The sequence below is a fragment of the Streptomyces sp. NPDC107498 genome, from assembly GCF_055582805.1.
In genome coordinates, this window is the sequence record NZ_JBVJPE010000012.1 from 42,256 (window position 1) to 63,289 (window position 21,034).

Annotated in this window: 17 protein-coding genes and 2 pseudogenes; 15 read left to right on the forward strand and 4 right to left on the reverse strand. The window is 74.5% G+C overall.

Annotated features, from left to right (window positions below):
• Positions 1-86: 86 nt before the first annotated feature.
• On the reverse strand, positions 87-1,721 hold the full coding sequence (locus tag ACZ66Z_RS21750; protein ID WP_469936322.1) for a glutamate--tRNA ligase: 1,635 nt from the start codon (positions 1,719-1,721) through the stop codon (positions 87-89).
• Positions 1,722-1,877: 156 nt separating this feature from the next.
• Between ACZ66Z_RS21750 and ACZ66Z_RS21755 the strand changes: the two genes are divergently transcribed.
• From ACZ66Z_RS21755 to hemL, 13 genes are all read left to right on the forward strand, one after another.
• The gene (locus ACZ66Z_RS21755) at positions 1,878-3,212 is read left to right on the forward strand and encodes an MFS transporter (RefSeq protein WP_469936324.1); all 1,335 of its coding nucleotides are present in this window, start codon (positions 1,878-1,880) and stop codon (positions 3,210-3,212) included.
• Positions 3,209-4,126: a TIGR03619 family F420-dependent LLM class oxidoreductase gene (locus tag ACZ66Z_RS21760; RefSeq protein ID WP_469936326.1), complete on the forward strand. Its 918-nt coding sequence runs from the start codon at positions 3,209-3,211 to the stop codon at positions 4,124-4,126. The genes ACZ66Z_RS21755 and ACZ66Z_RS21760 overlap by 4 nt, the downstream gene beginning before the upstream one ends.
• Before the next feature lie 37 nt (positions 4,127-4,163).
• Positions 4,164-5,096 carry a LysR family transcriptional regulator gene (locus ACZ66Z_RS21765; RefSeq protein WP_469936328.1) on the forward strand — a complete coding sequence of 311 codons (933 nt, stop codon included), beginning with the start codon at positions 4,164-4,166 and terminating at the stop codon, positions 5,094-5,096.
• Between the two features lie 236 nt (positions 5,097-5,332).
• Positions 5,333-6,262 (forward strand): DMT family transporter, encoded by a 930-nt coding sequence (locus ACZ66Z_RS21770; protein ID WP_469936330.1) that lies wholly within the window; start codon positions 5,333-5,335, stop codon positions 6,260-6,262.
• A gap of 182 nt (positions 6,263-6,444) precedes the next feature.
• Positions 6,445-6,999: a LuxR C-terminal-related transcriptional regulator gene (locus tag ACZ66Z_RS21775; protein WP_469936332.1), complete on the forward strand. Its 555-nt coding sequence runs from the start codon at positions 6,445-6,447 to the stop codon at positions 6,997-6,999.
• A 36-nt stretch (positions 7,000-7,035) separates the two neighbouring features.
• On the forward strand, positions 7,036-7,455 hold the full coding sequence (locus tag ACZ66Z_RS21780; RefSeq protein WP_469936334.1) for a tautomerase family protein: 420 nt from the start codon (positions 7,036-7,038) through the stop codon (positions 7,453-7,455).
• A gap of 163 nt (positions 7,456-7,618) precedes the next feature.
• Complete coding sequence (locus tag ACZ66Z_RS21785; RefSeq protein ID WP_469936336.1) at positions 7,619-8,398, forward strand: maleate cis-trans isomerase family protein; 780 nt, start codon at positions 7,619-7,621, stop codon at positions 8,396-8,398.
• Positions 8,395-9,645: an FAD-dependent oxidoreductase gene (locus ACZ66Z_RS21790; RefSeq protein WP_469936337.1), complete on the forward strand. Its 1,251-nt coding sequence runs from the start codon at positions 8,395-8,397 to the stop codon at positions 9,643-9,645. The genes ACZ66Z_RS21785 and ACZ66Z_RS21790 overlap by 4 nt, the downstream gene beginning before the upstream one ends.
• Positions 9,614-10,414: an aspartate/glutamate racemase family protein gene (locus tag ACZ66Z_RS21795; protein ID WP_469936339.1), complete on the forward strand. Its 801-nt coding sequence runs from the start codon at positions 9,614-9,616 to the stop codon at positions 10,412-10,414. Before ACZ66Z_RS21790 ends, ACZ66Z_RS21795 begins: the two co-directional genes overlap by 32 nt.
• A gap of 109 nt (positions 10,415-10,523) precedes the next feature.
• Complete coding sequence (gene hemB, locus ACZ66Z_RS21800) at positions 10,524-11,543, forward strand: porphobilinogen synthase (protein ID WP_469936341.1); 1,020 nt, start codon at positions 10,524-10,526, stop codon at positions 11,541-11,543.
• A 4-nt stretch (positions 11,544-11,547) separates the two neighbouring features.
• Positions 11,548-12,888, forward strand: a complete 1,341-nt coding sequence (gene hemA, locus ACZ66Z_RS21805) for a glutamyl-tRNA reductase (RefSeq protein ID WP_469936343.1) — start codon at positions 11,548-11,550, stop codon at positions 12,886-12,888.
• Positions 12,885-14,930, forward strand: a complete 2,046-nt coding sequence (locus ACZ66Z_RS21810; RefSeq protein WP_469936345.1) for an acetate--CoA ligase family protein — start codon at positions 12,885-12,887, stop codon at positions 14,928-14,930. The genes hemA and ACZ66Z_RS21810 overlap by 4 nt, the downstream gene beginning before the upstream one ends.
• A complete protein-coding gene (gene hemL / locus ACZ66Z_RS21815) occupies positions 14,927-16,225 on the forward strand; it encodes a glutamate-1-semialdehyde 2,1-aminomutase (protein ID WP_469936346.1) in 1,299 nt (432 codons plus the stop codon). The genes ACZ66Z_RS21810 and hemL overlap by 4 nt, the downstream gene beginning before the upstream one ends.
• Positions 16,226-16,283: 58 nt before the next feature.
• Here hemL and ACZ66Z_RS21820 read toward each other — a convergent pair whose 3' ends face one another.
• Complete coding sequence (locus ACZ66Z_RS21820) at positions 16,284-16,700, reverse strand: organic hydroperoxide resistance protein (protein ID WP_469936347.1); 417 nt, start codon at positions 16,698-16,700, stop codon at positions 16,284-16,286.
• 152 nt (positions 16,701-16,852) lie between these two features.
• Between ACZ66Z_RS21820 and ACZ66Z_RS21825 the strand changes: the two genes are divergently transcribed.
• Positions 16,853-17,947, forward strand: coding sequence for a CaiB/BaiF CoA transferase family protein (locus tag ACZ66Z_RS21825; protein ID WP_469936348.1), 1,095 nt, complete (start codon positions 16,853-16,855; stop codon positions 17,945-17,947).
• Here ACZ66Z_RS21825 and ACZ66Z_RS21830 read toward each other — a convergent pair.
• Positions 17,935-18,566 (reverse strand): annotated as a pseudogene (locus ACZ66Z_RS21830) (response regulator); the annotation flags it as partial. The gene ACZ66Z_RS21825 and the pseudogene ACZ66Z_RS21830 sit on opposite strands and share 13 nt — an antisense overlap.
• 282 nt (positions 18,567-18,848) lie before the next feature.
• A pseudogene (locus ACZ66Z_RS21835) lies at positions 18,849-19,124 on the reverse strand (DedA family protein); the annotation flags it as partial.
• 227 nt (positions 19,125-19,351) lie between these two features.
• On the opposite strand from ACZ66Z_RS21835, the gene miaB reads away from it, so the two are divergent.
• On the forward strand, positions 19,352-20,881 hold the full coding sequence (gene miaB, locus ACZ66Z_RS21840; protein WP_469936349.1) for a tRNA (N6-isopentenyl adenosine(37)-C2)-methylthiotransferase MiaB: 1,530 nt from the start codon (positions 19,352-19,354) through the stop codon (positions 20,879-20,881).
• Positions 20,882-21,034: the final 153 nt, after the last annotated feature.

The window sequence follows — 21,034 nt, forward strand, 5'->3', positions numbered from 1 at the left end:
CGCCGAGCCGGCAGCCGGCCTCTCCCGCGGTGGTCCCGCGCCCGGACCGAGGGCACCGGTCGGCACGCCGTGTGCCGCCCGCCGCCTCACCCCGCCACGGCGGTGAGGCGGCGCGCCACCTCGTCCCGGCCCAGCGCGCGGGCCACGGCGAGGAGGTCCGGGCTGCGGGTGGCGCCCGTCAGTGCGACCCGGACCACGTTCGCGACCGTCCTCGGCGGTCCCGCCCAGCGGTCCGGGTCCCGGCGCCAGGAGGCCGTGTCCGGGGCGAAGCCGTGGCGCCCGGCGATCCCCCCGAGCTCCGCGAACCACTCGTCGGCGGGGACGGCGGCGAAGTCGGCGGCGATCCGCCGCACGAGGTCCGGGGCGAGACCGCCGTAGCGGTCGTCCCCGGGCGTCGGCACCGGGCCGAAGAGCTCCGCGAAGAAGAAGCCGTACCGGTCGCGGAAGCACGACCAGCGCTCCAGGTCCTTGCGGGCGGGCGCGCCCTCCGGCCGGCCCGTGGCCACGGCCGCCAGGGCGAGGCCCTCGTGGCGGGCGAGGACGGAGGCGAGCTCCGGGTCGTACTCCTCCGCCCAGGCGAGCAGCTGCCCGTACAGCTCCCGCGGGGTGAGCGAGGCGATGAACTCACGGCTCAGCGAGTGCAGCTTGGGCAGGTCGAGCAGCGGCCCCGAGGGGCGCATGCCGTCCAGCCGGACGTCGGCGGCGAGCGCCTCGGCGGTGGGCACGTCCATCAGCCGGATGTTGGCGAGGCCCCGCAGGTAGTGCTGGACCGCGGCGGGCGGGTAGCCGGCGGACAGGTAGTAGTCCACCGACGCCTCGGGGTCCTTGCGCTTGCTGAGCTTGCGGCGCGAGGGCCCCTCCGCCTTCATGAGCGGGGCGAGGTGCGCGTACGAGGGCGGCGCGAAGCCGAGCGCCGTGTGCAGTTGCAGGTGGACCGGGGTCGAGGAGAGCCACTCCTCGCCGCGCACCACCAGCGTCACCCGCATCAGGTGGTCGTCCACGACGTGCGCGAAGTGGTAGGTGGGCAGCGGAAGTTCCTCCTCGGAGGACTTCAGGAGGACGATGTCGTTGCCGTTGTCCTGCATGGTGACGGAGGCCCGGATGCGGTCCGTGAACCGGATCCGGCCGGGGAACTCGTACGGGCAGCGGAACCGCACCACGTACGGCTCGCCGGCCGCGAGCCGCCGCGCCGCCTCCTCCGGCGCCAGCGTCCGGCACGGCGCCCACCGCCCGTAGTAGCCCAGCGGGGAGCGGCCCGCGCGCTGCTCCCCGGCGCTCCGCGCGAGGAGGTCCCTGCCGCAGAAGCAGGGATAGGCGCGGTCGCGGCGGAGGAGGTCCCGCACATGGCTGAGGTAGACGTCCCGGCGCTCCGACTGGAGGTACGGTCCCCACGCCCCGTCCCCGTCGACACCCCCCTCGTCCGGGGCGAGCCCGAAGGCGCCGAGCAGCCGGGAGAACTCCTGCGCGGCGCCCGCCACCTGCCGGGACCGGTCGGTGTCCTCGACGCGCAGCACGTGCACCCCGCCCGACTGGCGGGCGAGCGCCCGGGCCACGGCCGCCGTGTAGAGGCCGCCGATGTGCAGGTGCCCGGTGGGGCTCGGGGCGAAGCGCGTGACCTCGGCGCCGTCCGGCAGGGCGCGCGGCCCGAACCGCCGCTCCCAGTCGGCCGGTTCCGGGAGATCGGGCGGGAACATCGCGTGGATGACGGACAGGTCGAGCACGGTGGACTCCCTCCTGGAGAACCAGGGTTCCTGGAGGGATCCACCGTAGGCCGGTGGCCGGCCGATCCGAGGGGAGCGGGGGTCGGAGGCTGCGGAACCCCGAACCCTCTTCGGTGTCGCGGGCTGCGGGAGGGGCGCCCGGTCAGTAGCGTCCCGATGACCGTTCCGTACGACGACCACGAGGAGGGCGTGATGGGCGGCACGCGCGCGGTGGGCCTGCTCGCACTCGGCTCCTTCGCCATGGGGACCGACGCCTACGCGATGGCCGGACTGCTCCCGGACATGGGCGCCGACCTGGACGTCTCCGTCTCCCTCGCGGGCCAGTCCGTCACCGCCTTCACCCTCTGCTACGCGCTGGCCGCGCCGCTCCTCTCGGCCGTCCTCGCCCGCCGGGGCACCCGGGCGCTCCTCGTCACCGCACTCGTCGTCTTCGTCCTCGCCAACGCCGGTACGGCGCTCGCCGGTTCGTACGCCGTGCTCCTCGGCACCCGAGCCCTCGCCGGTGCCGGGGCCGGCCTCTTCACCCCCGCGGCGGCCACCGCGGCCGTCGCGCTCGTCCCGCCCGAACGGCGCGGGCGCGCCCTCGGCCTGGTCCTCGGCGGGATGAGCGCGGGCACCGTGCTCGGCGTGCCGCTCGGGCTGCTGGTCGCGGCCGGCTCCGGCTGGCGGGCCGCCCTGTGGCTGATCACCGCGCTCGGCCTGGTCGCGCTGCTCGGCGTCGCGGCGGCGCTGCCGCCCGTGCGGGGAGCCGCCGCGCCCCCGCTGCGGGCCCGGATCGGCGCCCTCGCCCGGCCCCGGGTCGCGGTGGTCGTCACCGTCACCTTCACCCAGACCGTGGCCAGCCTCGGGCTCTACACCTACCTCGAACCGGTGCTGCGCCGCGTCGCCGACGTGGGCAGCGCGGTGCCGTACCTGTGGGTCTGGGGCATCGGCGGGGTCTGCGGCAGCCTCCTCGCCGGCACCCTCGTCGACCGGACGGGGCGGCCCGCCCGCCTCGCGGTCGCGCTCCTCGGCATCCTCGGCGGCGCCCTGGCGCTGCTGCCGTGGACCGGTGCCGTGCCCGGCCTCGTCCTGCTGCCGCTGCTCGTCTGGGGCGCGGTCGGCTGGGCCTTCGTCGTCCCGCAGCAGCACCGGCTCCTGGCGGGCGAGGCTTCCGGGACCGGCGCCGCGGACGGCCCCGGAGGCTCCGCCGAGGGCGGCGCCGCCGCCGTCGGCCTCAACAGCTCCGCCACCTACCTCGGCGGCGCCGTCGGCTCCGCGCTCGGCGGCCTCGCCCTCGCCCACGGGCTCGACGCCGGCCGGCTGCCGCTCCTGGCCGCCGCGGTCGCGCTCGCGGGAGTCCTCTTCCACCTCGCGGTGGCCCGGCGCGTCACCGGCCCACCCCCTCAGGACCACGCCCACGGGACCGGACCGCACGTCCCGGACCACGCCCACGGGGCCGGAGCCGCGGACGCGACCGCGGCCGGGGCCCCCGAAAGGAACGCCTCGTGAAGTTCGGCGTCAATCTGCCCAACTACGGCCCCGAAGCCACCCCCGACGCCCTCGCCGACTGGGCGCTGCGGGTCGAGGCGATGGGCTACCACTACGCCATGGTCTCCGACCACGTCGCGCTCACCCCGGACGTCCAGCACCTCTTCCCCGCCCCGTTCTACGACCCCTTCGCGACCCTCGCCTGGCTCGCCGGCGTCACCGGGACGGTGGGACTCGGCACGACGGTGACGATCCTCCCGTACCGCCACCCCGTGCACACCGCCCGCGTCGCCGCCAACATCGACCGGTTCAGCAACGGCCGGCTGGTGTTCGGCGCGGCGGCCGGCTGGGCCGCCCGGGAGTTCGCGGTCCTCGACGTCCCGTACCGCAGGCGCGGGGCCATCAGCGACGAGTACCTCGCCGCGATCAAGGCCTGCTGGGCCGACGAGGTCGCCTCCTTCGACGGCGTCCACGTCTCCTTCCGCGAGGTCCACACCGGGCCGCTGCCCGTCCAGCGGCCCGGGCCGCCCGTCTGGGTCGGCGGCCACAGCTACGGGGCGCTGCGCCGCGCCGTCCGCCTCGGCGACGCCTGGCACCCCACCTCCGTCTCCGGCGACTGGCTCCTCGGCGTGGGACTGCCCGCGCTCCGCCAGGTCGCAGAGGAGCAGGAACTCCCGGTGCCCGACCTCTGCCCCCGGATCAAGCTGCGGGTCACGCCCCGGCCGCTGGGCCCGGGCCGGCTGCTCGGCGAGGGCACCCCGGCGCAGATCGCCGACGACCTCGGACTCCTCCAGGACCTGGGCGCCCGGGCCGTCGTCCTCGACCCCACCTATCCGGGCGACCGGCGGGAGGCGGGCCGCACGGCGCGGGACCTGGACGTCCTGGAGACACTGGTCAAGGAGGTCATCGACGTGGACGCCGGCTGCGTACGATGAGAAAGCGCCGGCGGAGAGCGGGGGAGGGGTGCGGGACGTGACCGATCTGGACCTGCGGAAGCTGCGCGTGCTCAGGGAGCTCAGCGAGCGCGGCACCGTCAGCGCCGCCGCCCAGGCCCTCCACCTCACCCCGCAGGCCGTCTCGCAGCAGATCAGCGCCCTGGGACGGGAGTTGGGCGTCCCGCTCACCGAGCCGTCCGGGCGGCGGCTGCGCCTCACCGGCGCGGCGCGGATCGTGCTCCGGCACGCCGACGCCGTCTTCACCCAGGTCGAGCAGATGCGGGCGGAACTCGCCGCGCACGGCAGCGGCGAGCGCGGCGAGGTCGCGGTGGCCGGTTTCTCCACCACCCTCTCGGCGCTGATCCTGCCCGCCGTGGCCCGGCTGCGGGAGAGCCGGCCGCTCCTGCGGACCTCGCTCGCCGAGGTCGACCCGCCGGAGAGCTTCTCCATGCTGCACCGCGGCGAGACGGACGTCGTCATCTCCGCGGACACCGCCCGCCGCCCCGGAGCGGCGGGCGAGGACGGGCGCTTCGACGCGCGGTTCCACCGGGTCGCGCTCTGCGAGGACCCCTTCGACATCGCCCTGCCGGAGGGCCACCGGCTCCTGGACAGCCCTCGGTTGCTCCTCGCCGACCTCGCCGAGGAGACCTGGATCTTCGCGACGACGGGCCTGTGCCACGACATCGGCGTCGCCGCCTGTACCGCCGCGGGCTTCACCCCGCAGGCCTCCCACGCCATCGGCGACTGGGACGCCACGCTGGCGGCGGTGCGGTTCGGCCTCGGGGTCGCGCTCGTCCCGCGGATGGCCAAGCCGACTCCGCGGCCCGAGGTGACGATCCGCGCGTTCAGCGAGCAGGCCCCGTCCCGCACGGTCTTCGCGGCCGTGCGGGAGGGCAGCCAGACCTCCCCGGAGATCGCCGCCGTCCTGGACGCGCTCCGCACGGTGGCCCGGGCGGCCGTCGCCGCCTGACCCGACGGACGAACGCCCGGCCCGGTGGGAGAACGCCGGCCCGACGGACGAACGCCCGGCCCGGCGGGAGAACGCCCGACCAGGCGGAACGCGATCCGCCACGGCTCGTGGAAGGTACCGTCCACAAGCCGTTGCTGGACCCGTCCGGCCGCCGCTGCGAGGCTCGTTCCCGTACCGCGGGCCACTTCGCGCGCCCCTCCTCCTCCGCCTCCTCTCCTCCTGGATCGGGAACACCCATGTCCAAAGCCACGTACACGCGGCTGGCCGCGCTGAGCCTCATCTGGGGCTCCGTCTTCCTGTGGATCAAGATCGCCGGATACGGCTTCTCACCCGTGCAGATGGTGCTGATCCGGCTCGCCCTCGGCGCCGTCGTCATCCTCGCCATCGGCTACGCGAAGGGGCTCCGGTTGCCCAGGGAGCCCGCCGTCTGGGGCCACCTGACGGTCGCCGCGCTCCTCGGCAACGCCGTCCCCTGGACCCTCTACGCCGAGGGGGAGATCGCCGGCTCCAGCAGCGTGGCCGCCGTGGTCAACGGCAGCGCGCCGATCTGGACCCTGGCGGCCGCCCTGCTCCTCGGCCAGGAGAAGCGGGTCTCCGGCTTCAAGGCGGGCGGGGTGCTGCTCGGCCTCGGAGGCACCGCGCTCATCGCCTCGCCCTGGAACGCTGCCTCGGCGGGCACCGGTTGGAGCATCCTCTGCTTCGTCCTCGGCTCGATCAGCTTCGGCGCCAGCTTCGCGTACATGGGCAAGTTCCTCGTGGGCAGGGGCATTCCGCCGCTGATGCTGGCGGGCGGTCAGCTCGGCGCGGCGACCGTGCTGCTCCTCGCGGCCTTCCCGTTCCTCGGCCTCCAGGCCGTGACCTGGCGCGCCGACTCGGTGATCTCGGTCCTCGTCCTCGGCGTGGTCTGCACCGGCTTCGCCGCGCTGCTCAACTTCGAGCTGATCATCAAGGACGGGCCCACGGTGGCCTCCACCGTCACCTATCTGATGACCGCGGTGGCCGTCGTGCTCGGCGCCGTCGTGCTGCGCGAGCCGCTCGGCTGGACCGTGTGGCTCGGCGCGGTGGCCGTGCTCGCCGCCACCGGGCTGCTGCGGCGCAAGCCGAAGCCGACGGCCGAACCGGCCCCCGAGGCCGCCCCCGTACCGGCGCCGGCGACGGCCGATTAGCCGGACGCATTCAGCAGGACCGAGGAACCCAGAAATGCCGGGCCGCCATCCGCAATATTGTGTTCACCAATGGAGCGGGCGTCGGATGGTAGCGTCGCAAGCGGAAACACCCGGCCTTTATGGGGGAGTCGCACGTGGCTTTTGTGGTCGAACTCGTTTTCCGTGGCAATGAGACGGACCGGTTGAGTTTCGGAGAGGCGCACCGGGCCTACTGGAAAAGAATGGCCGCGCGCGGCATCCTGCTCGGCGGCGGACCCTGGCGGGACGGCACCGGGGAGTTCCTGGTCTGCGAGGCCCCCGACCGCCGCACGCTCTTACGGGTGCTGTACGCCGACCCGTACGCGCAGGCGCAGGTCATCGGCGAACTGCGGGTCCGGGAGTGGAACGCCCTCATGGGCCACGTGGTGCTGGCCGGCCTCGAACGGTCCACCGGAGGCGCCGGGACCCACGAGCGAATACGCGGGGGCGCGCCGGCATCCGTCGCGCCGTTCGCCCCACCGGCACCCACCGCGCCGCCCACCCCGCCGAGCGCCCGTGAGGAGCTGACCGCCCACGAGCGGCGCATCGCCACGATGATGCTCGACGGCCTGACCAACAAGCAGATCGCCGAGTCCTTCACGGTCTCCACCCGGGCCGTGGAGCTGCACATCACCCGGATCTACCGGAAGCTCGACATCCGCAGGCGCGCCCAACTGGCCGCTGCCATCGACCGGTTCGAAGCCGCGCTGGCCTGCTGACCGGTCCGTCCCACCCACCGACGAAGGGGAGTCACCATGCCGCTGGTCGAGATAACCGTTCCCGAGGGCACCCTCTCCGAAGCCGCCGCGGAGGTCCTGCAGCAGCAGGTCGCCGACTCCGTGCTGACGGCCATGGAGCTGCCCCGCACCGACTTCTTCGCCGCCGCCACCTGGGTGTACGTCCGCGAGGCCGCCAAGGGGCTCGCGGCCACCGGCACCGGCCGGCCCCCGGGCGTCCTGGTCGTCGTCACGCCCCTGGAGGGCTTCCTCACCCCCGAGCGGAACGAGGTGCTGGCCGCCGAGGTCACCCGGCACGTGCACGCGGCGACGGGGCCCGACGCCGTCGTCTGGCTCGTCGTGAACGAGATCCCGGAGGGGAACTGGGCCGTGAACGGCGGACTGACCCGCCGCGCGAAGATCGACGAACTCGTCGCCGAGGCGACCCGGGCGAACTGAATTCCACATTCCCGTCGGTGGACGGCGCCGCACCGTATTCACGGTGCGGCGCCGTCCGCATTTCCGGAGCTCCGCAAAGGGGTGCGGATTCCCGTATCGATGTGCGGGCCGCCCCGCCCGTACGGTGATGTCAATGGCACCGACGGATGGGAGAGAATCGCTCATGGCTCTGCAATCGGCGCCGCGGCTCGGTGTGGTGGTTCCGTCCGGAAACGCCGCCGCCGAACCCGAGATCGGCAGCCTCGTGGGCCCCGAATTCAATGTCCACACCTCGCGATTCCCGGTACTTCCCGGAAAAGACCTGCGCGGTCGTCTCGAGAAGTACAACGACGTGCTCCCCGAAGTGCTCGGGAATTTCGGCGGACTGCGTCTCGACGCGGCCGTCGTCTCCTGCACCGGTTCGCACTACCTCCTCACCCCCGAAGGGGACCGCGCCCTCTGCGCGGAACTCTCCGAGCGCGTCGGGGCTCCCGTACGGTCCGCCGCCCTGGCCATCCTCGACACCGCGCGGGCCGTGGGCGCCGAACGGCTCGTCCTCGTCTCGCCGTACGAGCCCTGGCTCACCGAACTCTCCCACGCCTACTGGGAGGCGGCCGGGCTCGCGGTCGACCGGATCGTCAAGGTCCGGGCCGGCGCGCGCTTCTCCCCGTACGACGTGACCACCGAGGAGCTCGTCGCCCAGGTCCGGGCGGCCGAACTCCCCGAGGAAGCGACCCTGTTGTTCACCGGCACCGGCATGTTCACCTTCGACGCGCTCGCCGAGCTCGGCCGGGACGGCGGGCGCACCCTGCTCACCTCCAACCTGGCGAGCGCCTGGTGGGCCCGCGACGTCCTCGGCCTCCCGGCCGACGGCCCCGACGCCCACCCGCTGCTGCGCCGGCTGGCCGAGAAGACCGGCGGCCGGGACGGTGCCCGCGGGCCCGCCGCCGCGGCCGTGTCGTGAGCGGCCACGGAACGCCCCACGGGCCCGTCGCCGTCGTCGGCGCCGGACCGGTGGGACTGACCGCCGCGCTCGTCCTGGCCCGCGCCGGGATCCCGGTGACCGTCCTGGAGTCCAGGAGCGAACTGGCCACCGAGTCCCGCGCCTCCACCTTCCACCCCGCCACCCTCGACCTCCTCGACGAACTCGGCGTCGCGGCCGCCCTGCGCGTCCGGGGCCGCACCGTCGACCGCGTTCAGTGGCGCGACCTGGACGGCGGCGTCCACGCCGAGCTGGACTACGCCCTGCTCGCCGGACACACCCGCCATCCGTACCGGCTCCACGTCGAACAGGCCCGGCTCACCCCCCTGCTGCTCGACGCGCTGACCGCGACCGGCCGCGCCGACGTGCGGTTCGGAGCCACCGTCACCGGAGCCGGCGAGACCGGCGACGGGGTGCGGCTGCGCACCGAGGACACGGCGGGGCGGACCACCGACACCCACCACCCGTACGTCCTGGCGGCCGACGGCAGCCGGAGCCGGCTGCGCGAGCTCGCCGGGCTGCCCGGCACGGCCGTGGAGTACCCGGACTACGCGCTGCGCGTGGTCACCGACGCCCCGCTCGACGCACTGGTCCCCGGGCTCGCCGCGCTGACGTACGTCCGCGACCCCCGCGGCTCGGTCAGCGTCCTCGGGATGCCCGACCACTGGCGGCTCATCTTCCGGATCCGGCGCGGGACGCCCCGCGACGAGGTGCTCGCGCCGGACGCCGTGCGCGCCCGGGTCGACCGGGCCCTGCCGGGCGGCGCCGGACGGGCCGTGCGCGTCACGGACGCGCACACCTACCGGCTCGCGCGGTTCCTGCTGCCCCGCTACCGGGCCGGCCGGATCCTGTTCGCCGGGGACGCGGCCCACCTCACCTCCACCGCCGGCGGACTGAACATGAACTGCGGGATCCACGACGCCGTGGAGACGGGCCGGGCCCTCGCCGCGGTCCTGGGCGACGGCACGGGCGACGAGACGCCGCTCGACACGGCCCTGGGCCGCCGCCGCTCCGTCGTCGAGACGGCCGTCATCCCGCGCAGCGAGGCCCGCACGGCCGGCCTGGAGAGCCCGGCCGGACTCTGCGCCCGGATCGCCGACCTGAGGCGCACCGCGGCGGACCCCCGCGCGGCCACCGACTACCTGCTCAAGGCATCACTTCTCGACGTCGCACCACGACCCCTGAAAGGTGACGCACATGCGGATCTGGTTTCACAAGCACACCGTTGAGGGGCGCCTGCCGCTGCTCGACCAGTGGTACCGCGCACACCTCGACGCGATCGCCGCGCCCGGCACCACCGTCGACATCAAGACCCTGCCGGCCGACACGTACCCCGACCGCACCCCCTTCGGCCTCGTCGGCCACCACTCCGCCCAGGTGCTCTTCAGCCGGCACTTCTCCGAGTCCGCGCTGGTCGCGGAGCGGGAGGGCTACGACGCCTGGGTGATCGCCGCCGGCCAGGACCCCGGCCTGCGCGACGCCCGCCACCTCGCCTCCATCCCGACCCTCGGCTACGGCGAGACGGCCTTCTTCCTCTCGGCGCTCACCGGCCAGCGCTTCGGCGTCCTCGGCTTCATGCCGCCGCTGGAGGAGCCCATCAGGGCCAACATCCGCCAGTACCGCCTGGAGTCCTCGCTCAGCTCGTACGAGGTCGTGCCCGGCGGCTGGGACTCCGTGCACCGCTCCCTGGAGGGCGACTTCGACGAGTTCGTCGAGGTGTACTCGGCGGCCGCCGAGCGCGCCGCCCGGGCCGGCGCCGAGGTCATCATCCCCGCCGAGGGCATCCCCAACGAGATCCTCTGGCACCTCGGCATCCACGAACTCCACGGCCTGCCCGTGATCGACCCCGCCGGGCTCGCCGTGAAGCTCGCGGAGACCCTCGTCCAGCTGGGCGAGCTGAAGCTCTTCCAGCGCAGCGGCCACGGCTACTGGTTCAGCCGCCCCGACGAGCCCGTCGCCAAGCACCTGGAGCAGGTCTTCCTCGGCTCGGCCCTCTAGGCCCTCCAGGAGATGCCGTGTCCGCAGGACCCGCCGGGGCCACCGCCCCGCGCCCGCACCCCCACCGCCCCGCCCCGCACGCCGCCACGCCTTCGAGGGAGTCACGCCCATGACGTACGACGCCTACGGTCGCAACACCGCGGCCACCGACCCCGCCGCCCCCTACTACCGCCCGCGCCGCCTCCGCCGCACCCCCGCGCTGCGCCGCTTCGCCGCCGAGACCCGCGTCGGCCCCGCCAACCTCGTCCAGCCCCTCTTCCTCCGCGAGGGCCTCACCGAAGCGCGTGAGATCCCCTCCATGCCGGGCGTCTTCCAGCACACCCGCGACACCCTCCGCAAGGCCGCCGCCGAGGCCGTCGCCAACGGGGTCGGCGGACTCATCCTCTTCGGCATCCCCGAGCACAAGGACCCCACCGGCACCGGCGCCGTCGACCCGGACGGCATCCTCCAGGTCGCCCTGCGCGACGTCGTCGCCGAGGTCGGCGACTCCACCGTCGTCATCGGCGACATCAACCTCGACGAGTACACCGACCACGGCCACACCGGCGTCCTCGACGCGAACGGCGACGTCGACAACGACGCCAGCATCGAGCTGTACGCGCGGGCCGCCGTCGTCCAGGCCGACGCCGGCGCCCAGATCGTCGCCCCCAGCGGCATGATGGACGGCCAGGTCCGCCGCATCCGCGAGGCCCTGGACCGGGCCGGACACCAGTCGGTCGCCATCCTCGGCTACTCCGCCAAGTACGCCTCGCACTTCTACGGCCCCTTCCGCGACGCCGTCGAGTCCACCCTGCGCGGCGACCGCAAGGGCTACCAGCAGTACCCCGGCAACATCCGCGAATCCCTCCTGGAGGTCTCCCTCGACGTCGCCGAGGGCGCCGACCTGGTCATGGTCAAGCCCGCCCTCGCCTACCTCGACATCGTCCGGCTCATCGCCGACCACGTGCAGGTGCCCGTCTCCGCCTACCAGGTCTCCGGCGAGTACTCCATGGTCGAGGCGGCCGCCGCCAAGGGCTGGATCGACCGCGACCAGGTCGTCCGGGAGAGCCTCGCCTCCATCCACCGCGCCGGCGCCACCCAGATCATCACCTACTGGGCCTCCGAGTTCGCCCAGAGCCTGGACCGGTGACCCGGTGACCCCGTCCTCCTCCATGCTGGTCCTCGGCATCAGCCACGCCAGCGCCCCGCTCGACCTCCTGGAGAGACTCGCCGGCACCGACCGGCCCGCCGAGGAACTCGTCTCCGACGTGACCTCCGTCGACGGCATCGACGCCGCCGTCGTCGTCTCCACCTGCAACCGCCTGGAGATCTACGCCGAGACCCGGGGCGGCACCTCCGGCCCCGGCGAACTGGACGACCTCGGCGAGCTGTTCGCCCAGCACACCGGCGTCGACCGCGCCGAGATCGCCCCGCACCTCTACAGCCACCACGCCGACGGGGCCGTGCGCCACCTCTTCGCCGTGGCCTCCGGGCTCGAATCGGTCGTGGTCGGCGAGGACCAGATCCTCGGCCAGGTGAAACTGGGCCTCGAACGGTCCCAGCGGCTCGACCGGACCGGCCGGGTCCTCGCCAAGGCCGTCCAGACCGCCCTCAGGGTCGGCAAGCGGGCCCGCAACGAGACCGGGCTCAACGAGGCCGGCCGCTCGCTCGCCACCGCCGGACTCGGCTTCTTCGAGCGCCGCGTCGGCTCCCTGCACGGCAAGACCGCCCTCGTCATCGGTGCCGGCGCCTTCGCCGGCGTCGTCGTCGCCGCCCTGCGCCGCTCCGGCCTCGACCGGGTCCACGTCGCCAACCGCACCCCCGAGAAGGCCCAGCGGCTCGCCGAGACCACCGGGGGAGCGGGCTACGACCTGGCCGACGTGCCCCGGCTGCTCACCGAGGTGGACGTCGTCGTCGGCGCCACCGCCGCCACCGGCCACCTCGTCACCGCCCGGCACGTCGAGGAGGCGCTCGCCGCCCGGGACGGCCGCGAGCTGTTCCTGCTCGACCTGTCGCTGCCGCACAACATCGCGCCCACGGCGGCGGAACTGCCCGGCGTCACCTTCGTCGACCTGCGCCGGATCGCGGAGGAGGGCCAGGAGGACGAGATCTCCGCCGCCAGCGTCCAGGCCGCGCACGAGCTGATCGACGCCGAGGTCGAGCAGTTCCGCACGGGCCTCCGGCTCGCCGGCGCCAAGCCCGTCCTCACCGCCCTGCGCACCGCCGCCACCGAGGCCGCCGAAGCCGAACTCGACCGGCTCGCCCGCCGCCTCGACGGGCTCGACGGCGCGGCCCGGCAGGAGATCGGCCGCAGCGTCCGCCGCATCGTCGACAAGGCCCTGCACCAGCCCACCGTCCTGGTGCGCGAGCTGGCGGCCGACCCGGACGGCGCCCGGCACATCGCCGCCTTCACCCGCCTCTTCGCCGCGGCGGAACCCACCGGCGCCGACGACACCGACACCACGAACGAGAAGAAGATCGAGGCCATCGCATGAGTGACATCTCGGCCCTCTGGGAAGCCGAATCCATCGCCGTCATCGGGGCCAGCGAGCGCCCCGGCGCCCTGGGCCGCAAGCCGCTCGACTACCTCCTCCGGTACGGCTACAAGGGCCGGATCCTGCCGGTCAACCCGCGCTCCCCGGAGATCCTCGGCGTCCCGGCGTACCCCAGCGTCAAGGACGCCCCGGGCCCCGTCGACCTGGCCCTGATCATGGTCTCCGCCGAGCGGGTGCCCGGCGCCGTCGACGACTGCGTCGCCGCCGGCGTCAAGCTCGCCGTCATCGCCTCCTCCGGCTTCGCCGAGACCGGCGAGGAGGGCGCCCGCCTCCAGGCCGAGGTCGTCGCCAGGGCCCGCGCCGGAGGCCTGCGGATCATCGGACCCAACTGCATCGGCGCCGTCGGCTACGAGAACCGCGTCCTCGCCACCTTCAGCCCGCTCTTCGGCGCCGAGTCCGTGCCCTTCGAGCCCGGCACCCTCGCCTTCGTCAGCCAGAGCGGAGCCCTCGGCTTCGGCGCCGCCAGCCTCGCCCTGGAGCGGGGCCTGCGCCCCGGCTGGGTGGTCAGCACCGGCAACGACGCCGACGTCACCGCCCTCGAAGTCCTCCGCGAGCTGGCCGCCGTCCCCGAGGTCACCGGCCTCCTCGGCTACCTGGAGGACACCCCGGACATCGGGACCCTCCGCGAACTGGCCGGCTCCGGCAAGCCCGTCGCCCTCCTCAAGTCCGGCCGCACCGAGGCGGGCGGCCGCGCCGCCGCCTCGCACACCGGCGCCCTCGCCACCGACGACCGGGTCCTGGACGCCGCCCTGCGCGGCCTCGGCATCGTCCGCGTCGAGGACATCGACGAACTCCTCGACGTGGCCCGGGTCTTCGAGTCCGAGCGGCGTCCCGCCGGCAACCGCGTCGCCGTCGTCACCACCTCCGGCGGCTCCGGCATCCTCGCCGCCGACGCCGTCGAGGCCCACGGCCTGGAGCTCAGCGCCCTGGAGCCGCGCAGCAAGGAGGCGCTCGCCGAGATCGTCCCCGCCTTCGGGGCCATCGACAACCCGGTCGACATCACGGCCACCGTCCTCAGCGACCCCTCCCTGTTCGACCGCTCCCTCGACGTCCTGATCGCCGACGACACCGTCGACATCATCGTCGCCGCCTTCTGCGTGATGGCCGGACCCGACGTCGAGAAGGCCGTCAACGCCCTCTCCCGCGCCGCCGCGAAGGGCGGCAAGCCCCTCCTCGTCGCCCGCACCGGCGCCGACTTCCTCGCCCCCAACGCCCCGCGCGACCTGCGCGAGGCCGGGCTGCCCGAGTACCCGACGCCGGCCCGCGCCCTGCGCGCCGCCGCCGCCCTCTGGGAGGTCAGCCGCCCCCGTGCGCTCCCGGACGCCCCCCGTCCCGGGACGGTCCCCGGCCCCGGCGCGGGGGCCACGGAGCCCGAGCTCAAGCGGCTCCTCGCCGAGGCGGGGATCGCCGTGCCGAAGGGCCGGATCGCGACGGACGCCGAGGACGCGGCGCGGGCCGTGACCGAGGTCGGCGGCACGGCGGTGCTCAAGGCCGTGGTGCCCGGACTGCTCCACAAGACGGAGGCGGGAGGCGTGGAGATCGGCGTCACCGCCGACACCGCGCCCGGGGCGTACGGACGGCTCGCCGCGCTCGGCGGCCAGGTGCTCGTCGAGGAACTCGTCGACGAGGGGGTCGAGTTGATCGTGGGCGTCCACACCACCGACCTGGGCCCGGTGCTCACCGCCGGCCTCGGCGGGATCTTCACCGAGGTCCTCGACGACGTCGGCCACCGCCTCCTGCCGCTGGCACCGGGCGAGGGCGTCGAGCTCCTCGCCGGGCTGCGCGGCGCGAAGATACTCGCCGGCACCCGGGGTCGGGCCGCCGTGGACGTCGAAGCCGCCGCCGAACTCCTCCACAAGGTCGGCGAACTGGTCCAGGACTGGCCGGCCGGCTTCGCCCTCGACCTCAACCCCGTACGGGTCCTCACGAAGGGCGCGGTCGTCCTGGACGCGGCGCTCGGCGACGAGGAGGCGGCCCGATGAGCGGCACGGACAACAGCAGGGCCCTCTTCGAGCGCGCCCGCGCGGTCACCCCCGGCGGCGTCAACTCACCGGTCCGCGCCTTCGGCGCCGTCGGGGGCACCCCGCGCTTCATCGCCTCCGCCCAGGGCCCGTACCTCACCGACAGCGACGGCAACGAGTACGTCGACCTCATCTGCTCCTGGGGCCCGATGATCCTGGGCCACCGCCACCCGGCCGTCGTCGAGGCGGTCGCCCGGGCCCTGGAGCGGGGCACCTCCTTCGGGGCGCCCTCCACCGGCGAGGTCGAACTCGCCGAGGAGATCGTCGACCGGGTCGCCCCCGTCGAGCAGGTGCGTCTGGTCAGCTCCGGCACCGAGGCGACGATGTCGGCGATCCGCCTGGCGCGCGGCTTCACCGGCCGCTCCAAGATCGTGAAGTTCGCGGGCTGCTACCACGGCCACGTGGACGCGCTCCTCGCCTCGGCCGGCTCCGGCCTCGCGACCTTCGCGCTGCCCGACACCCCGGGCGTCACCGGCGCCCAGGCGAGCGACACGATCGTCCTGCCGTACAACGACCTGGCGGCGGTCGAGAAGGTCTTCGCCGAGATCGGCGACGAGATCGCCGCCGTCATCACCGAGGCGGCCCCCGGCAACATGGGCGCCGTCCCCCCGCTGCCCGGCTTCAACGCCGGCCTCAAGGAGATCACCGCCCGCCACGGCGCGCTGTTCGTCTCCGACGAGGTCATGACGGGCTTCCGGGCCAGCCGCTCCGGCTGGTACGGCCGGGACGGCGTCGCCCCCGACCTGCTGACCTTCGGCAAGGTCATGGGCGGCGGCTTCCCCGCGGCGGCCTTCGGCGGACGCGCGGACGTCATGGCCCACCTCGCCCCGGCCGGCCCCGTCTACCAGGCGGGCACCCTCTCCGGGAACCCGGTCGCCACCGCCGCCGGCCTCGCCACCCTGCGGCACAGCACCCCCGAGGTGTACGAGCGGCTCGACCGGGTCTCGGCCGCGATCGGCGCCGAGGTCTCCGCCGCCCTCGCCAAGGAGGGCGTGGCGCACCGGCTGCAGTACTCCGGCACCATGTTCTCGGTCTTCTTCGCCGAGGACGAGGTGGTGGACTTCGACGGGGTCCGCGCCACCGAGGCGTACCGCTACACCCCGTTCTTCCACGAGCTGCTGCGGCAGGGCGTCTATCTGCCGCCCTCGCCGTTCGAGGCCTGGTTCGTCTCGGCCTCGCACGACGACCGGGCCGTGAACCGGGTGGTCGAGGCGCTCCCGGCCGCGGCGGCGGCAGCGGCGGCGGCGAAGCGCTGAGCGGTGAGCAAAGGGAAAGCCCCCGTGGACCACGGGGGCTTTCCGCTCTTCGCACGCCTTACTCGGGAAGCTCGATCCGCACCTCGACGTTCCCCCGGATCGCCTTCGAGTACGGGCAGCGCCCGTGGGCGGCGTCGGCGAGCCGCCGCGCCTCGGCGGCGCCGAGCCCGGGCAGCTCGACGGTGAGGACCACCGACAGGTGGAAGCCCCCCTCCTCCTTGTGCAGCGCCACCTCGGCGGTGACGGTGTCGTCCGTGAGCGCGGTCCCGGCCTCGCGCGCGGAGACCCGGAGCGCGCTGTGGAAGCAGGCGGCGTAGCCGGCGGCGAAGAGCTGCTCGGGGTTGGTCGCGGTGCCGGAGCCGCCGACGGCCTTGGGGCTCGACAGCGGCAGGTCGAGGAGCCCGTCGGAGGAGCGCACGGCGCCGTTGCGCCCGTCTCCGGTGGAAGCGACCTCGGCGGTGTAGACGACGGCCATGCGTCATTCCTTTCGACGGCGGAGAAAGGGGAATTCCTCCCAGTCTCCGGCGCCGCCGAATTCCCGGCGCTACGGATCTCCGCAGTCCTCTCCGGTGGAACTCCCCATAGCGTGAAGGGAATCACGCATCCATGAATTCAAGGGAGTCGGCCATGACAGGACCGCTGAGCGGAGTGCGCGTACTGGAATTCGCGGGCTCGGCGCCCACCGCGTTCGTCGGCACCGTCCTGTCCGGTCTCGGCGCCGACGTCGTACGGATCGACCGGGCACCGGGCACCCCGCCCGCGCCCGGTGCCGAGCGCCCGGCGGAGAACCCGCTCTCCCGCGGCCGCCGTTCGGTCGCCCTGGACCTCAAGGGCCCCGAGGGGGTCGAGCGGGCGCTCTCCCTCGCCGGGCACGCCGACATCCTCGTCGAGGGCTTCCGCCCCGGCGTCGCCGACCGCCTCGGCATCGGCCCCGAGGCGGCCCTCGCCCGCAACCCGCGCCTCGTCTACGGCCGGCTCAGCGGCTGGGGCGGCCGGGGCGAATGGGCCGGACGCGCCGCCCACGACCTCGCGGTCCTCGCCCTGACCGGCGCCCTCGACACCGACCCCGCGACCGGGGCACCGGTGCCGCCCCCGACCGCATACCTCTCCAGCTTCGCCGGCGGGGCCAACGCCCATGTGCACGGACTGCTCGCCGCGCTCCACGAGCGGGAGCGCTCGGGCCGGGGCCAGGTCGTCGACACCGCCCTCGCGGACGGCGCCGCCCTGATCGCCACCCTGATCCACCAGTGGCGCGCGGTCCCCGGCAACCACACCGTCACCGACGCCCCGCACTACTCCTTCTACGCGGCCGCCGACGGTCTGCACCTCGCCGTCGCCGCCATCGAACCCCGGCTCTACCAGAACCTCCTGGAGCAGCTGGGCCTGACGGAGCACGACGCCCTCCCCGACCGCGCCGACCCGGCCTCCTGGCCCGCGCTCCGGTCCCTGATCGCCGCCCGCTTCGCGACCCGGGACCGCGAGCACTGGGTCAAGCTCTTCGACGCCGTGGACGCCGGCGTGGCCCCCGTGCTGACCGCCGCCGAGGCGGCCGAACACCACCAACTGGCCGCGCGCGGAGCCTTCGTGGAGGTCGGCGGCACCCTCCAGCCGGCCCCCGCCTCCCGCTTCGACCGCACCCCGGCCGGCGTCCCGGGCCGCGCCCCGCTCCCGGGCGAGCACACCGACGAGGTGCCGGCCGAATGGGCTCGGGCCTCCAGGTAGCGCAGCACGGCCGGGATCCGGCGGCTGTAGCCGTCGGTCCGGTGGAGCTCCAGCTTGTCGAAGACGGTGTCGGGGTACTTCTCCACCGCGCTCAGCGAGAGGTGCGGCTGCCGCGCGACGGCCGCGTTCGTGCACCCCTGGGCCAGCACCTCCAGGACCTCCCGCTCGCGCGGGGTGAGCCGGGCCAGGGGATCGGCACGGGCGCTGCGCACGACGAGCCGGCGCACCACCTCCGGGTCGACCGCCGCCCCGCCCGCGTGGATCCGGTCCAGCGCGTCGAGGAACTCCTCGACCTGGGCCACCCGGTCCTTGAGGAGGTGGCCGACCCGCTCCGCGCCGGCGGCGCGGAGCCGGGCCGCGTAGCTGCGCTCGACGTACCGGGAGAGCACCAGCACCCCCGTGTCCGGCAGCCGCTCGCGGATCTCCACGGCGGCCCGCAGCCCCTCGTCCGTGTGGGTCGGCGACATCCGGATGTCGGCGACCACGACGTCCGGGCGCCGCGCCGCCACCTCGGCGACCAGGCCCTTCGCGTCGCCGAACGCGGCGAGCACCTCATGGCCCCCCCGACGAGCAGCCGCACCAGGCCCTCCCGCAGCAGGGCCGAGTCCTCGGCCAGGATCACGCGCACGGCAACTCCGCGACAAGAGCGGTGGGTCCCCCGAGGGGGCTGTCGACCCGCAGGCTCCCGTCGAGCGCGGCGACCCGGCTGCGCAGCCCGGTGAGCCCGCTCCCGGCCGGGTCCGCGCCGCCCCGGCCGGACGCCGTCGTGGAGGTCGCGCCCGATCCGCCGGCGCTCGGTGTCCACGGCCCGGACCACGGCGGCCCGGCCGAGGACGAGTTCGTCGATGCGCCGCCGCAGCAGTTCCCGCCCGGAGGGCCCGAAGCACGCGCGCGAGGCGGCCCAGAGCGCGTGCATCCGCCGCTGCCCGAAGGGCGCGCCGATCCAGTGGGGGGCCACCGCCCCGACCACCGAACCGAGCGTCGTCCAGAACAGCGCCGGGGCCGGGCCGGGCACGCCCTGTCCGGCGGTGAAGCCGGTCAGGGGCAGGACCACCTCGCCGGGCAGCGGCGGAAAGAGGTTCTCCAGCGCGATGGCGAGCCCCGCGCCCGGCCCGCCCATCGTGTCGACGAGCCCCGCGGCCCATCCGACGAACCCGTCGGCGGCCTCCCCGGCCAGGGCCGGGGGAGGGACGGGTGAGGGACGAGCGCGGTGATCGGCACGGTGGGTCTCCAAGGACGACGAGCGACTCCCGGAGCCCCTGCCCCGGCGCCCCTCCACGCCAGAAATCCCAGCTCACCGCCGGTACGAGGCTTCCCACCCGGCCACCCTGCGGAAAACCGCAGGGGCGGAGCGGGCTCCGGCGCGGTCCGGGGGCTCTCCCCGGACGGCCTACCCTTGGATCCATGACGAGCAGCAGCGACCGGAGCACCGCAGTGAGCGTTGACGGCACCAAGACCTACGAGATCCGCACCTACGGGTGCCAGATGAACGTCCACGACTCCGAGCGGCTCTCCGGTCTGCTGGAGGAGGCGGGTTACGTCCGGGCCCCCAAGGGCGCGGACGGCGACGCCGACGTCGTCGTCTTCAACACCTGCGCGGTCCGCGAGAACGCCGACAACAAGCTGTACGGCAACCTCGGCCGGCTCGCCCCGATGAAGACCGCGCGCCCCGGCATGCAGATCGCCGTCGGCGGCTGCCTCGCCCAGAAGGACCGCGACACCATCGTCAAGAAGGCCCCGTGGGTCGACGTGGTCTTCGGCACGCACAACATCGGCAAGCTGCCGGTCCTCCTGGAGCGCGCCCGCGTCCAGGAGGAGGCGCAGATCGAGATCGCCGAGTCGCTGGAGGCCTTCCCCTCCACGCTGCCGACCCGCCGCGAGTCCGCGTACGCCGCCTGGGTCTCGATCTCCGTCGGCTGCAACAACACCTGCACCTTCTGCATCGTCCCGGCCCTGCGCGGCAAGGAGGAGGACCGCCGGCCCGGCGACATCCTCGCCGAGATCGAGGCGCTGGTCTCCGAAGGCGTCTCCGAGATCACCCTGCTCGGCCAGAACGTCAACGCGTACGGCTCCGACCTGGGCGACCGCGAGGCCTTCAGCAAGCTGCTGCGTGCCTGCGGGCAGATCGAGGGCCTGGAGCGCGTCCGCTTCACCTCCCCCCACCCCCGTGACTTCACGGACGACGTCATCGCGGCCATGGCCGAGACGCCGAACGTCATGCCGCAGCTGCACATGCCGCTCCAGTCCGGCTCGGACACGATCCTGAGGGCGATGCGCCGCTCGTACCGGCAGGAGCGTTTCCTCGGCATCATCGAGAAGGTCCGGGCGGCGATCCCGCACGCCGCGATCTCCACCGACATCATCGTGGGCTTCCCCGGCGAGACCGAGGAGGACTTCGAGCAGACGATGCACACCGTCCGCGAGGCCCGCTTCGCGAACGCCTTCACCTTCCAGTACTCCAAGCGCCCCGGCACCCCGGCGGCCACCATGGAGGGCCAGATCCCCAAGGAGGTCGTGCAGGCGCGCTACGAGCGCCTCGTCGCCCTCCAGGAGGAGATCTCCTGGGAGGAGAACAAGAAGCAGGTCGGCCGCACCCTCGAGGTCATGGTCGCGGAGGGCGAGGGCCGCAAGGACGGCGAGACCCACCGGCTCTCCGGCCGCGCCCCCGACAACCGGCTCGTCCACTTCACGAAGCCGGACGAGGCGGTCCGCCCGGGCGACGTGGTGACGGTCGAGATCACGTACGCGGCCCCGCACCACCTCCTCGCCCAGGGCGCGGTCTCCTCGGTCCGCCGTACGCGCGCGGGCGACGCGTGGGAGAAGCGCACGGAGGCCGCGGCGGCGAAGCCGGCGGGCGTCCTGCTCGGCCTCCCGACGATCGGCGCCCCGGCCCCCCTCCCGACCCCGACACCCCCGGCCTGCGCCGGCCACTGACCCCCACACCCCCGTGTGGGCAATCGTCCCGCTCGAGCAGGGGGACCCCCTTCGCCCCAGCGGAACAGTTGCCCACAACGAGGGTGGGCGGGGGCGCCGCCCCCCCACGGGACGACCGCCCACAACGGGGGAGCGCCGCCCTGGCGCAGTAGG